This is a genomic window from Pseudomonas sp. RIT-562, from assembly GCF_026241895.1.
Taxonomy (GTDB): Bacteria; Pseudomonadota; Gammaproteobacteria; order Pseudomonadales; family Pseudomonadaceae; genus Aquipseudomonas; species Aquipseudomonas mandelii_F.
The window spans coordinates 17,211-29,408 of the sequence record NZ_JAPJIV010000024.1; the positions used below are offsets into that span (position 1 = coordinate 17,211).

The following is a 12,198-nucleotide window of genomic DNA, read 5'->3' on the forward strand; positions in this document are numbered from 1 at the left end:
CTCGAATTGAACACGCTTTTGTAGGAGCTGCCGAAGGCTGCGATCTTTTGATCCTGAGCCTGTAAAACGAGATCAAAAGATCGCAGCCTCGTTTCACTCGGCAGCTCCTAGGGCAGTTCATATGGGACGGATGGTGCTTGTCACCCAATCTGCAAAAGAGTACAAATGTACTCCATGACCACTTTAACTCCCCGCCGTACCGCCATCCTGACCTTCATCCGCGAGCGAATCGCCGAGCGTGGTCAGCCTCCAAGCCTCGCCGAGATCAGCGAGGCGTTTGGTTTCGCCTCTCGAAGTGTGGCGCGCAAGCACGTGCTGGCGCTTACCGAGGCCGGTTTCATCGAGGTCAATCCTCATCAGGCCCGGGGCATTCGTTTGCTCGGACAGGCAGCGCGCCCGGAGCTGCTGGACATCCCGGTGCTTGGCCGGGTAGCCGCAGGGGCACCCATTGGCGCCGATGCCGAAGTTGACCGCCGCCTTATGCTCGACCCGGCGATCTTTTCCCGGGTGCCGGATTACATGCTGCGGGTCCAGGGCGACTCGATGATCGAGGACGGCATTCTCGATGGCGACCTGGTGGGGGTGCATCGCAGTGCCGAAGCGCTGAATGGCCAGATCGTCGTGGCGCGGCTCGATGGTGAAGTGACCATCAAGCGTTTCGAGCGAGTGGGCGAGACCGTCCGGCTGTTACCGCGCAACCCCGCCTATAAGCCGATCATCGTCGAAGCCGATCAGGACCTGGCCATCGAAGGCGTGTTCTGCGGTCTGGTGAGGCAAGGCTGATGGGTGCCGTCGTCGCGCTGGATACGCTGTTCAATGGCGGCCAGGTCTGGAAGGGCCGGCCTGCGCCCCCGGCTGCCAGCCCGCAACCCACTGGGCACGCGGTGCTGGATGCAGCGCTGCCTACGGGGGGATGGCCGGAAGCGGCACTGACCGAAATCCTCCTGGCCGGGCAGGGCGTCGGTGAGTTGCAACTGGTGTGGCCGGCATTGGCACGCCTGGCCGCTGCGGGTGAGCGCATTGTGTTGGTGGCGCCGCCCTTCGTGCCGTACCCGCAGGCCTGGGAAAATGCCGGGATCGATCTGCGTCAACTGTCGATCATCCAGGCCAGCGAACGCGATGCTTTGTGGGCAGCGGAGCAGTGCCTGCGTTCAGGTAGTTGCGGCGCAGTGCTGTGCTGGCCGCATAAAGCCGATGACCGCGCATTGCGCCGTTTGCAGGTGGCAGCCGAAACCGGCTCGACCCTGGCGTTTGCCTATCGCTCGATCCAGGAGGCCGTCAACCCTTCGCCTGCGGCTTTGCGCATTGCCATCGACGCGCGACCCGCGCAACTGCGCGTGCTCAAGTGCCGGGGCGGGCTGGCCCGTTCGGCGCCAATCGCCTTTGCCGTGGGGCATTGAGGTTGCCATGCGTTGGGTATGCATTCTCTTTCCGCAATTGGCGCTGGACGCAGTGTTGCGTCAGCGCAGCGACCCCGATCAACCGCTGGCGCTGCTGACCGGCCCGGCCCAACGCCGCGTGTTGCAGGCAGTCAACGCTTCCGCCCGGGCACTGGGCTTGCGTCCCGGTCAGTCAATGACTGCCGCGCAGGCCTTGAGCAAGGGCTTTGTCACTGCGGAGTACGACGCTGCCGAAATCGAACACTGGCAGCAATTCCTGGCCGCCTGGGCCTATCGTTTCAGCTCCCAGGTCAGCGTGCATTACCCCCGTGCGCTGGTGTTCGAAATCGAATCCAGCCTGGGACTGTTCGGACCCTGGCCGCAGTTCGAGGCGCGCTTGCGCAGCGAACTGGGGGAACTGGGTTTTCGCCATCGCATAGTCGCAGCTCCCAACCCGGTGGCCGCACGAGTATTGGCCAACCTGCATGACGGTCTGGTGGTAGCCGATGATGCCGCTTTGCAGCGCCATTTGGCACAACTGCCCATCGACCGCATCGCCCTGGAACCTGCGGTGGTCACAGCCTTGTCACGCATGGGCCTGCGCACGCTGAACCAGGTGCAGGCGCTGCCACGTAACAGTCTGGCCCGGCGCTTCGAGGCTCGGGTGCTGCTGCATCTGGACACATTGTGCGGAACCCGGCCGTTGGCGCTGGCTTTCTATCTGCCGCCGGATCGTTTTGATGTGCGCATCGAGCTTAATTTTGATGTGCAGTCCCACCAGGCATTGCTGTTTCCATTACGCCGCCTGACTGGCGATCTCGCGGCCTTCCTGTGCGGGCGCGACAGTGGCGTGCAACGTTTCGACCTGCACCTGGAACACGCGGGCCTGCCGGACAGCGTGATCAAGGTCGGCCTGCTCAGCGCCGAGCGCGATCCGGCCATGCTGTTCGAACTGGCCCGTGGGCGCCTGGAGCAAGTGCAGGTGCAGGCCCCGGTACGGGGTTTTCGCTTGCGAGCCGAAGATTTGCCCGCCTTTGTTCCCCAGCACCAGGAGCTGTTCGACGACCGACCGCAACAATCCTTGCCTTGGGAGCAACTGCGCGAGCGCTTGCGGGCGCGGCTTGGGGATGATGCCGTGCACGGCTTGCGGTATCAGGCAGACCATCGACCGGAATGTGCATGGCAGGCCGGGTCCGATAATCAGCCCGGTACCGGACTGAGCGGTGTGCAACGTCCGGGATGGTTGTTGACTGAGCCGCTGGCTGTGCATGAAAGCTCTGCACGCATCGTCATGGGGCCGGAGCGAATCGAGTCCGGCTGGTGGGATGGCGCTGATGTGCGCCGCGACTACTACCTGATTGAAACCCGCTCAGGGCAGCAGGCCTGGGCCTATCGGGCAGTGGGTGATAGCGGTCCATTGTGGCTGCAAGGCTGGTTTGCATGACCAGCGCCTACGCCGAACTGCATTGCCTGTCGAACTTCAGCTTCCAGCGTGGCGCGTCCAGTGCGCTTGAGTTGTTTGAGCGGGCAAAAAAGCAGGGTTACCAGGCGTTGGCCATCACCGATGAATGCACGCTGGCAGGCATCGTGCGGGCCTGGCAGGCGGCTAAATCGGTGGACATGGCGCTGATCATCGGCAGTGAAATTCGCATCGAGAACGGCCCGAAACTGGTGCTGCTGGTGGAAAATCTCCAGGGTTACCAGCACCTGTGCCGGCTCATCACCCGGGCCCGGCGCAGGACGCAGAAAGGTCAGTACCAGGTGCTGCGCGAAGATTTCAGCGAGCCGTTGCCAGGCTTGCTGGCGCTGTGGGTGCCTGACGCTGTCGATGATGCGGCCAGCGGTCACTGGCTGCGCCAAGTGTTTGCTGACCGTCTGTGGCTGGCGGTGCAGTTGCACTGCGGCCAGAATGACCGGCGCCGACTGGCCGACCTGACGCGCCTGGCGGGCGAGTTGCAGATACCGCTGGTGGCCAGCGGCGACGTGCACATGCACGTACGCGGACGGCGCGCGCTGCAGGACACCATGACCGCCATCCGCCATCACGTCCCGGTGGCCGCCGCCGGCTTGCGCCTGCACCCCAATGGCGAGCGACACTTGCGCAGCCTCGATGCATTGGCCGGGCTCTACCCCCAGGCCTTGCTCGATGAAACCCTCAAGATCGCCCGGCGTTGTACCTTCGAACTGAGCCAGTTGCGCTACCAGTATCCCCGGGAGTTGGTACCTGAAGGACACAGTGGCGTCTCGTGGCTGCGCGAACTGACCGAACGCGGGATTCGCCAACGTTGGCCCCAAGGGGCGAGTGACAAGGTTCGGCAAATGATCGACAAGGAGCTGGGCCTGATCGCCGAGCTGGGTTATGAAAGCTACTTCCTGACCGTGCAGGACATTGTTGCATTCGCCCGACGCGAGCAAATCCTCTGCCAGGGCCGAGGCTCAGCGGCCAACTCGGCGGTGTGCTTTGCCCTGGGCATTACCGAGATCGATCCGGCACGCATGAATATGCTGTTCGAGCGTTTCCTCTCGAAGGAGCGAAACGAGCCGCCAGACATCGACGTCGATTTCGAACACGAGCGGCGCGAAGAGGTGCTGCAATATGTGTTTCAGCGCTACGGTCGCACTCGGGCAGCCCTGACCGCCGTGGTCAGCACCTATCACGCTGCCGGGGCGGTGCGTGACGTGGCCAAGGCGCTGGGGCTGCCGCCGGACCAGATCAACGCCCTGGCCGATTGTTGCGGCCACTGGAGTGATCAGACGCCGCCATTGGAACGTCTGCGCGAAAGCGGCTTCGACCCCGAGAGCCCGGTGTTGCGTCGTGTGCTCAGCCTCACCGGGCAATTGATCGGTTTTCCCCGGCACCTGTCCCAACACCCTGGGGGTTTTGTCATTTCCGAGCAGCCCCTGGACACCCTGGTGCCGGTGGAAAACGCGGCGATGGCCGAGCGCACCATCATTCAGTGGGACAAGGACGACCTGGATGCCGTCGGGTTGCTCAAAGTCGATATCCTGGCGCTGGGCATGCTCAGTGCCATTCGCCGTTGTTTTGACCTGTTGCGGCGCCACCGCAACCTCGACCTGAGCCTGGCCACCGTTCCGGCCGAAGACCCGCAGACCTACGAAATGATCAGCCGTGCAGATACGGTCGGGGTTTTCCAGATCGAGTCCCGGGCGCAGATGTCGATGCTGCCAAGGCTCAAGCCCAAGGTATTTTATGACCTGGTCATTGAAGTGGCGATCGTGCGGCCAGGGCCTATCCAGGGTGGCATGGTGCATCCGTACCTGCGGCGTCGGAACAAGGAAGAAGCGGAAACCTATCCGTCGGAACAATTGCGCGAGGTGTTGAAGCGAACGCTTGGGGTGCCGTTGTTCCAGGAGCAGGTAATGCAGATCGCCATTGTGGCCGCCGACTACAGCCCGGGCGAAGCGGACCAGTTGCGCCGCTCCATGGCGGCCTGGAAACGCCATGGCGGCCTTGAACCGCACAAATTGCGCCTGGCTGCCGGGATGAAGAAGAACGGCTATACGGCGGAGTTCGCCGCGCTAATCTTCGAGCAGATCAAGGGCTTTGGCAGCTACGGCTTCCCCGAATCCCACGCGGCCAGTTTTGCCTTGCTGACCTATGCCAGTTGCTGGTTGAAGTGTCACGAACCTGCGGCATTCGCCTGCGCACTGATCAACAGCTGGCCCATGGGGTTCTACAGTCCCGACCAGATCCTGCAGGATGCGCGGCGCCACCATTTGCAGATTCGCCCGGTGGATGTTCGCGCCAGTGACTGGGATTGCAGCCTCGAACCCATTGCCGGGGCGCAGCCGGCGATTCGCATGGGGTTGCGCATGATCAAGGGGTTTCGCCAGGACGATGCCCTGCGCATCGAGGCGGCGCGGGCTCGCGGGTTATTCGTCGACATCGCCGACCTCGGCGAACGGGCGCAACTCGATGCCCGCGCCCAGGAGCTGCTGGCCGATGCCGGAGCCCTGCGCGCCCTGGCGGGTAATCGCCATCGCGCACGTTGGGAAGTGGCGGGGGTGCAGAGGCAGCTGGGTTTGTTTGCCGGGCTGCCCAGGCAGGAAGAGGAACCGGTGGCCTTGCCCAAGCCCACGGTGGGCGAGGACCTGCTGGCTGACTACACCAGCGTCGGCACCACCCTCGGCCCGCATCCGCTGGCCTTGTTGCGCGCCGAGCTGAAAGCGCGGCGCTGTCGCAGCTCCAGGGAATTGCTGGAGGTCGAGCACGGACGGCCGGTCAGTGTCGCGGGCCTGGTCACCGGTCGCCAGCGCCCGGGCACCGCCAGTGGCGTGACCTTCGTCACCCTGGAAGATGAGTTCGGAAACGTCAACGTGATCGTCTGGCGCGACCTGGCTGAGCGTCAGCGAAAAGTGCTGGTGGGCTCGCAGTTACTCAAGGTCGATGGGCGTTGGGAAAGCCAGGGCGAGGTCCGGCACCTGATTGCCGGACGCATGAGTGACCTGAGTGAGTTGCTGGACGGGATCAGCATTCGCAGTCGGGATTTCCATTGACGAACCCGTCCTACGCCTCTGGCCAAACCCGCTCGCCGCCCCCCGGCGCTTCCGTCCAGGCCTGTAGCGAGCGCGTTGGCAAGTCGAAATAGTCCCGGGTGCGCGCATAGCCGTGGCCGCCCATCCGGCCAATGGCATCCAGGCCCAGTTGATCGATGTACAAGGTTTTCGGGTCGATCAACTCATCGCGCACATGGGCCATCAAGACTTCGCCAAAGATGATTTCCCGCGACTGCCCGATCGACAGCGCCATCATCCGCCGGCACTCCAGTGCCACCGGGGCTTCGCCGATTCTTGGGCATTTGACCAGGGTGCCGGGGATTGCCGTAAGGCCGGCTGCGGTCAGTTCGTCGAAGCCGGGGGCGAAGGGCACGGCACAGACGTTCATGGCTTCGACCAGGGCGTCGCTGACGATATTGACGGTGAATTCCTGATTGAGCTGGATATTGCGAGTGGTGTCCTTGGGACTTTGATCGCCGTAATTTTCCACACCCAGGGCCAGAATCGGCGGGTCGGCAGACAATGCGTTGAAGAAGCTGAAGGGCGCGGCGTTGATCCGACCCTCGCCATCGATTGTGGTGACCAGGGCAATCGGCCGCGGTACCACGCTGCCGATCAGTATCTTATATTTGTCCCGAGGACTCATGGTGCTGAAGTCAAAGCTGTGCATGGGCAGATTCTCTAAGGTAATGGGTCAATCGAGCACAGCGGCGCGCTTGCGCTGTAATCGTCGGCAAACGCAATGGCCGGTTTGAACAGGGTTTTCCAGTCCGGCTGGCCGGTGGCCCGGTCGGCATGGCTGCGCATCAGTTTTTCGAATTGTCGTTGGGCCTGGCGTTGCAGGGCGGGGTAGTCGACGCCCTGGACCTGACCGTCCTGCATCACGCAGCGGCCATCGATGTAAGTGGCTATGCAATCGTCCCCGCGTCCGGCAAGCACCAGGTTTTTCAGCGGGTCGAATAGCGGCCCGAGGTGCAGGCCGCGCAGGTTGAACACGCTGATGTCGGCCTTGGCCCCTGGAGCCAGGCGTCCCAGGTCGTCGCGACCCAAGGCTTTGGCGCCCCCTAAGGTGGCGGCGTTGTACAAGTCCAGGGTGCTGGTCAGCGAGTTGCCGCCTTCGAGCAAGCGAGCGATGTTCAAGCCGTGGCGCATGTTCTCCAGCAAGTCCGGCGGCCAGGTATCGGTGCCCAGGGCGAAGTTGATGCCCAGGGCCTGGTAGCGCCCGAACGAGTTCAGCGCCTCGCCGTCACGGGCAAACACCACCGGGCAATGCACCAGGCTGGCACCGCCGTTGACCACGCGCTGCAGGTCGTCGTCGCCTGCGGTGTAGATGCCGTGCGGCAGCAGGCTGCGCGGGGTGAGCAGGTGCAGACGTTCCAGCCAGGCCAGGGGTGAGCAGCCGCGCAGTTGCTCGACCATCGCCACCTCGCCAAGCCCCTGGCAGCAATGCAGGCGCACTGGCGCGGCGAGTTCGCGACTCAGCGCGGCGGTACGCTGCAGCAACGCTGGCGTACAGGTTTGAATCCGGTCCGGCAGCAAGGCGCCGCGAATCAGCCCGCCATGGGCGCCGTCGAAATCCTCGAAAAACCGTTCAGCCGCCGCCAGCCCGGCCAGCCCTCGGGCCTCATCGAAGTGATGCCCCAGGGTTCCGTCGGCGCGCCAGTAACTCATCCCGCTCATGTAGCAAGGCCCCAGGTAGGTGCGCAGGCCCAGCTCGGCGGCCACCTGGGTGACGGCGGCAAACTCGTCGTAGGTCTCGGCCCACTCGCGGTAGTACATCGAGGTGATCGGCATGGCCGTGGTGATGCCGTTGCGAATCAGTTGGGTGAAGGCGTAGCGGTATTTGAATAGCTCTTCCTCGGGACTGAAACTCTCCCGTGGCCCCCGCGCCAGGTACTCCTCGGACCACATGCGCCCCATGTCGCGCTCGTCACCGTTGTCCAGGGTCAACACCGTGGAGTCGAGATCGCCGAGGGCATCCAGGTCGATGAGCCCTGGGCTGATCAACGCAGTGCCGTAGTCGATCCACTGCTGCACCGGGCCGGCATAACCACGCCCGACAAACAGGATGCGCGAGCCTTCGAACACCACCTCGCCGTCGCGCCATAGCACGTGCTGCCTGCCGTCGAAGCCGACCACGCAAGCGGCTTTGAGGCCGATGATGGTTGCCGGGCGAGTCACAAACGACTGTCCAGCAAACGCCCATCGCGGGCTATTAACTGTCCGCGGCGATAAACCTGGCGCAGCGGCCGCGCCACCACCGCTTCGCCGAGGGTCTGCACTGGCATCAGCAGGAAGTCCGCCGGATGGCCGATTTGCAGGCCATACCCTGCAACGCCCAAGGCCCTGGCGCCGTTGACGGTCGCGGCCTCGAATGCGGCGGCCAGCTCGTCGTCCTTGTTCAAGTCAAATCGAAAGGCCAGGAGCATGGCGCGCTCAAGCATGTCGCCGTTGCCCATGGGCGACCAGGCATCGCGGATACCGTCCGAACCAATGCACAGGTTGACCCCGACCTCGCGCAATGCGAGGAACGGCGGCACAGCGCAGTCGGCAGGAGCTGAACTCATCAGCGAAATGCCCAGGACGGCCAGACGCTCGGCCACGGGTTTGACCTGGCTCCACGGCAACATGCCAAGGCAGTAGGCATGACTGATCATCACCTGGCCCTGACGGGCGAAGCGCTCGGTGTAGTCGGCAATCAGGGCGATCTGCCACAGCCCCAGTTCGCCTTTGTCGTGCAGGTGGATGTCGATTCCACGGTCAAATTCGCAAGCCAGCTTGAACACGAAATCGAGCTGGGCGACGGGATCCTTATCGATGCCGCACGGGTCAAGTCCGCCGACGTTTTCCACGCCCAGGGCCATGGCTTCACGCATCAGTTCGGCGGTACCGGGGCGACTGATCAGGCCGGTTTGCGGAAACACCACCAGTTGCAGGTCGATCAGGTCGCGGTAGCGCTCGCGCAACTGCTGCATGGCCTCGACATGGCGCAGGCCGAACTCCGGGTCGATGTCGACGTGACAGCGCAGGGTCAGCGAGCCACGGGCGATGCAGTTTTCCAGCAGCGCGCCGGCCCGTTGGGCAATGGGTGCGTCGACTTCCCGCAGCACGCGTCGCTCGTTGGCGATGTAGTCCTTGAGAGTCGGCCCGGCGCTGTTCGGGCGCCATGGTTGGCCCCAGAGGGTTTTGTCCAGATGCACATGGCTTTCCACCAGCGCGGGGGTGAGCAACTGGTGCTGACCGTCGATGTCGGTGGGGCCGAGCGCTGCGTCGGTTGCCGGGCGGCGTTGCTTGAACAGGCCGTCTTCGATCAGCAGGTCTTCGGCAGTGGCGCCATAGGGGCGTACGTTGCGTAGCCAGCGTGGGTGGGTCATTACGTACCTCAAATCTGTGTTGTATGGGAGGGCCTCATCGCGAGCAGGCTCACTCCTACAGGTTCAATGTGGGAACAGAGGAAGTGAGCCAACTCCGATCCCTGTAGGAGTGAGCCTGCTCGCGATGGCCGCGACTCGGTTTAGAGCCAGGCCATCAACCCTTGAGCTTCGCCCAAATCCGGTCCTGCAGCTCCCGCGCCTTGTTGCTGCACTCTTTCTCCGGGCGCAGGCGCGCGGCGAATTCGTCCGGCATGTTGATGGCGTCCATGACCTTCCACTTGGCGTCCAACAGCTTGTCGCTCTGGATTCCATTGGCATAGGCAATGGCATTCGATACGGCCGCGGCGTTTTCCGGCTTCATCATCCAGTCGATGAACAGCTTGGCGTTACCCGGGTGCGGTGCGCTCTTGGGCACGGCGAAGTTGTCCTGGAACATCGCCAGGCCTTCGCGCGGGTAGACGTATTTGATGGTGTTTTTCTGCAGGGTGGCGCGGGCGGTGGAGCCGTTCCAGTTCTGCATCATGATCACTTCACCGGAGGCCATGCGGTCCACGGTGTTGTCCGAGCTGTACATCTTCAGGAACGGCTTCTGTTTCTGCAGCAGTTCCAGGATGCGCTTGGCGTCCTGGGGGTTTTCGCTGCATTCGTCGACGTTCAGATAATGGCTGGCGGCGTTGATCACGCTGCTGGAGGTGTCGAGGGCTGCCAGCTGGCCTTGCAGCTCCTTGCGCGGCTCGAAAAACTCTTTCCACGAATCGTCCAGCTTGCCGCCGGGCACTCGGGCGCTGTCATAGGAGAATCCAGTGGTCCCCCACAAATAAGGCGCCGAGAACTTGCGGCCTGGGTCGAACGACGGGTCGCGAAATGCCGGTTTCACGTATTGGAAGTTGGGCAGGGCGGCAGCGTCGATCTGCAGCAGCAAGTCCTGCTTGATCAGGGTTTGCATGATCGACTGCGAAGGCACGATCACATCGTACGCCGCACCACCGGCCTGCAGTTTGGCGAGCAGGGTCTCGTTGCTGTCGTAGCCGTCCATGGTGACCTTGATGCCGGTTTCTTTCTCGAACTTGGCCAGCAGGTCGACCGGGTAGTAATCAGTCCAGTTGTAGAAAAACAGCTCCTTGGGCTCGGCGGCTTGCGCGGTAAAAACAGTGAAGCAACTGAGGGCCAGACCGGCGACGCCGTAACGCAGGGTTTTCATTTTCATCACAGAACGCTCCAGGCTCATTGGTTTTTGCCGCGCTGTCCCAGCCAGAAGGCCAGCACCACCAGCACGATGGAAATCACCAGCATCAGGGTCGAAATCGCATTGATTTCGGGCGTCACGCCAGCCTTGATTGCCGAAAAGATGTACACCGGCAGGGTCGTGGAACCGGGGCCGGCAACGAAGAAGGTCATGATGAAATCGTCAAGGCTGACGACGAAGGCCAGCACTGAACCGGACAGTACCGCCGGCCACAGTAGGGGCAGGGTGACCCGGCGAAACACCTGCCACGGGTTGGCGTACAGGTCGTTGGCCGCCTCCAGCAGGCTTTTATCCAGGTCATTGAGACGAGCGCGAATCGGCAGGTAAGCGAAGGGAATGCAGAAGCCGATGTGCGCGACGATCACGGTCAGCAACCCCAGCTTGATGCCCAGTGCCATGAACAGCAGGAGCGTGGCGACGGCAGTGACGATCTCCGGCAGGATCAGCGGCAGGTTGATCCCGCCTTCGACCATCTTCTGTCCATAGAACGGCCGGTAGGTTGCCAGGGCCGCGAGCAGGGCGATCGCCGTGGCGCAGACCGTGGCGATACTGGCGACGATGATCGAGTTCAAGGCAGCGGTCTGGATCGACGGGTTCGCCAGGATCCGCCCATACCAGGCGAAGGAAAACTCGGTCCATACCGTCGCCGAACGGTTGGCGTTGAAGCTGTAGGCAATCAACACCAGGATTGGCAGGTACAGATAAGCCAGGATCAGCAGGCTGACCTCGCGAGTCAGCGGCAGTTTCTTCAGGTGCAGGGCGATCATTGAGCAGCTCCTCGACGCAGGGTCCTGGCCGCATTGCGGCTATAGAGGGCATACAGCACCAGGGACAGCAGCAGAATCCCCAGCAGCAGGAACGACAACGAGCTGCCCAGCGGCCAGTTGCGCGCAGTGCCGAACTGTTGCTGGATCAGGTTGCCGATCATCAGCGTCTTGCCGCCACCGAGAATCGCCGGGGTGATGAAAGCGCCCAGGCTCGGTACGAACACCAGCAGCGCGCCGGCGATCACCCCTGGCATCGACAGCGGCAGGATGATCCGCTTGAGTGCATGCCAGCGGTTGGCGCCAAGGTCGTACGCGGCTTCCACCAGGCGCCAGTCGAGTTTTTCCAGGGTCGAGTAGATCGGCAGGATCATGAACGGCAGGAAGCTGTAGACCAGCCCGACGCTGACGGCAAAGTCGTTGTACAGCAGGGTGATGCCACCGGCCTGGGGAAACAGCGCGTTGAGACTTTGCGCAACCCAGCCGTGCTCGCGCAGGATGATCAGCCAGGCGTAGTTGCGAATCAGCAGGTTGGTCCAGAAGGGAATGGTGATCAGCAGCACCATGAGGTTGCGCCGCCCTGGAGTCAGGCTGGACATCCACAGCGCCACCGGAAAGCCGAACAGGAAACACAGCACCGTGGTGCCGCCAGCCTGGAATACCGAGCGCAGCAGAGCCTGGGCGTAGACCCAGTTGAGCTCCAGTTCACCGTCGAATCCTTCCTGGAAAAACAGCTGCACGTAACTGTGCAATTGCCAGTCGGCCTGCCAGTCGACTCCACCGTAGACATTGCGCGGCAGGAGGCTGATGTAGCCCATGATGCCCAGCGGAATGGCGATCAGGGCCAGCAGGGTGAGAACCACCGGGCTGAGTAACAGCGCGCGGCTCAGGGCGGGGGAAGAACTGCTGACGCTCAT

Annotated in this window: 10 protein-coding genes; 4 read left to right on the forward strand and 6 right to left on the reverse strand. The window is 63.0% G+C overall.

The window, feature by feature from the left end:
* Nucleotides 1-165: 165 nt before the first annotated feature.
* Genes lexA through ORL50_RS23860 form a run of 4 tightly spaced genes read left to right on the forward strand, consistent with a single transcriptional unit; the run spans nt 166 to nt 5,897 of the window.
* Nucleotides 166-783 carry a transcriptional repressor LexA gene (gene lexA / locus ORL50_RS23845; protein ID WP_266018572.1) on the forward strand — a complete coding sequence of 206 codons (618 nt, stop codon included), beginning with the start codon at nt 166-168 and terminating at the stop codon, nt 781-783.
* The gene (gene imuA / locus ORL50_RS23850) at nt 783-1,400 is read left to right on the forward strand and encodes a translesion DNA synthesis-associated protein ImuA (RefSeq protein ID WP_266018574.1); all 618 of its coding nucleotides are present in this window, start codon (nt 783-785) and stop codon (nt 1,398-1,400) included. The genes lexA and imuA overlap by 1 nt, the downstream gene beginning before the upstream one ends.
* Before the next feature lie 7 nt (nt 1,401-1,407).
* Entirely contained in the window at nt 1,408-2,823 is a 1,416-nt protein-coding gene (locus tag ORL50_RS23855; protein WP_266018576.1) for a Y-family DNA polymerase, read from the forward strand.
* A complete protein-coding gene (locus ORL50_RS23860; RefSeq protein WP_266018578.1) occupies nt 2,820-5,897 on the forward strand; it encodes an error-prone DNA polymerase in 3,078 nt (1,025 codons plus the stop codon). Before ORL50_RS23855 ends, ORL50_RS23860 begins: the two co-directional genes overlap by 4 nt.
* Before the next feature lie 10 nt (nt 5,898-5,907).
* Here the strand turns inward: ORL50_RS23860 and ORL50_RS23865 are convergent, their stop codons facing one another.
* The 6 genes from ORL50_RS23865 to ORL50_RS23890 all read right to left on the reverse strand — a co-directional run bounded on the left by ORL50_RS23865 (nt 5,908) and on the right by ORL50_RS23890 (nt 12,198).
* Nucleotides 5,908-6,567 (reverse strand): flavin reductase family protein, encoded by a 660-nt coding sequence (locus tag ORL50_RS23865; protein ID WP_266018580.1) that lies wholly within the window; start codon nt 6,565-6,567, stop codon nt 5,908-5,910.
* Between the two features lie 11 nt (nt 6,568-6,578).
* Nucleotides 6,579-8,078 carry an amidohydrolase family protein gene (locus ORL50_RS23870; RefSeq protein ID WP_266018582.1) on the reverse strand — a complete coding sequence of 500 codons (1,500 nt, stop codon included), beginning with the start codon at nt 8,076-8,078 and terminating at the stop codon, nt 6,579-6,581.
* Complete coding sequence (locus ORL50_RS23875) at nt 8,075-9,271, reverse strand: amidohydrolase family protein (RefSeq protein WP_266018584.1); 1,197 nt, start codon at nt 9,269-9,271, stop codon at nt 8,075-8,077. The genes ORL50_RS23870 and ORL50_RS23875 overlap by 4 nt, the downstream gene beginning before the upstream one ends.
* Nucleotides 9,272-9,425: 154 nt before the next feature.
* The gene (locus tag ORL50_RS23880; RefSeq protein ID WP_266018586.1) at nt 9,426-10,478 is read right to left on the reverse strand and encodes an extracellular solute-binding protein; all 1,053 of its coding nucleotides are present in this window, start codon (nt 10,476-10,478) and stop codon (nt 9,426-9,428) included.
* 17 nt (nt 10,479-10,495) lie between these two features.
* Nucleotides 10,496-11,284 carry an ABC transporter permease gene (locus ORL50_RS23885; RefSeq protein WP_201119683.1) on the reverse strand — a complete coding sequence of 263 codons (789 nt, stop codon included), beginning with the start codon at nt 11,282-11,284 and terminating at the stop codon, nt 10,496-10,498.
* Nucleotides 11,281-12,198, reverse strand: coding sequence for an ABC transporter permease (locus tag ORL50_RS23890; RefSeq protein WP_266018589.1), 918 nt, complete (start codon nt 12,196-12,198; stop codon nt 11,281-11,283). The genes ORL50_RS23885 and ORL50_RS23890 overlap by 4 nt, the downstream gene beginning before the upstream one ends.

Coding starts and splice junctions, on each gene's coding strand:
- lexA (WP_266018572.1), top strand. CDS start 166: ATGTACTCCATGACCACTTTAACTCCCCGCCGTACCGCCATCCTGACC.
- imuA (WP_266018574.1), top strand. CDS start 783: ATGGGTGCCGTCGTCGCGCTGGATACGCTGTTCAATGGCGGCCAGGTC.
- ORL50_RS23855 (WP_266018576.1), top strand. CDS start 1,408: ATGCGTTGGGTATGCATTCTCTTTCCGCAATTGGCGCTGGACGCAGTG.
- ORL50_RS23860 (WP_266018578.1), top strand. CDS start 2,820: ATGACCAGCGCCTACGCCGAACTGCATTGCCTGTCGAACTTCAGCTTC.
- ORL50_RS23865 (WP_266018580.1), bottom strand. CDS start 6,567: ATGCACAGCTTTGACTTCAGCACCATGAGTCCTCGGGACAAATATAAG.
- ORL50_RS23875 (WP_266018584.1), bottom strand. CDS start 9,271: ATGACCCACCCACGCTGGCTACGCAACGTACGCCCCTATGGCGCCACT.
- ORL50_RS23880 (WP_266018586.1), bottom strand. CDS start 10,478: ATGAAAATGAAAACCCTGCGTTACGGCGTCGCCGGTCTGGCCCTCAGT.
- ORL50_RS23885 (WP_201119683.1), bottom strand. CDS start 11,284: ATGATCGCCCTGCACCTGAAGAAACTGCCGCTGACTCGCGAGGTCAGC.
- ORL50_RS23890 (WP_266018589.1), bottom strand. CDS start 12,198: ATGAGCGTCAGCAGTTCTTCCCCCGCCCTGAGCCGCGCGCTGTTACTC.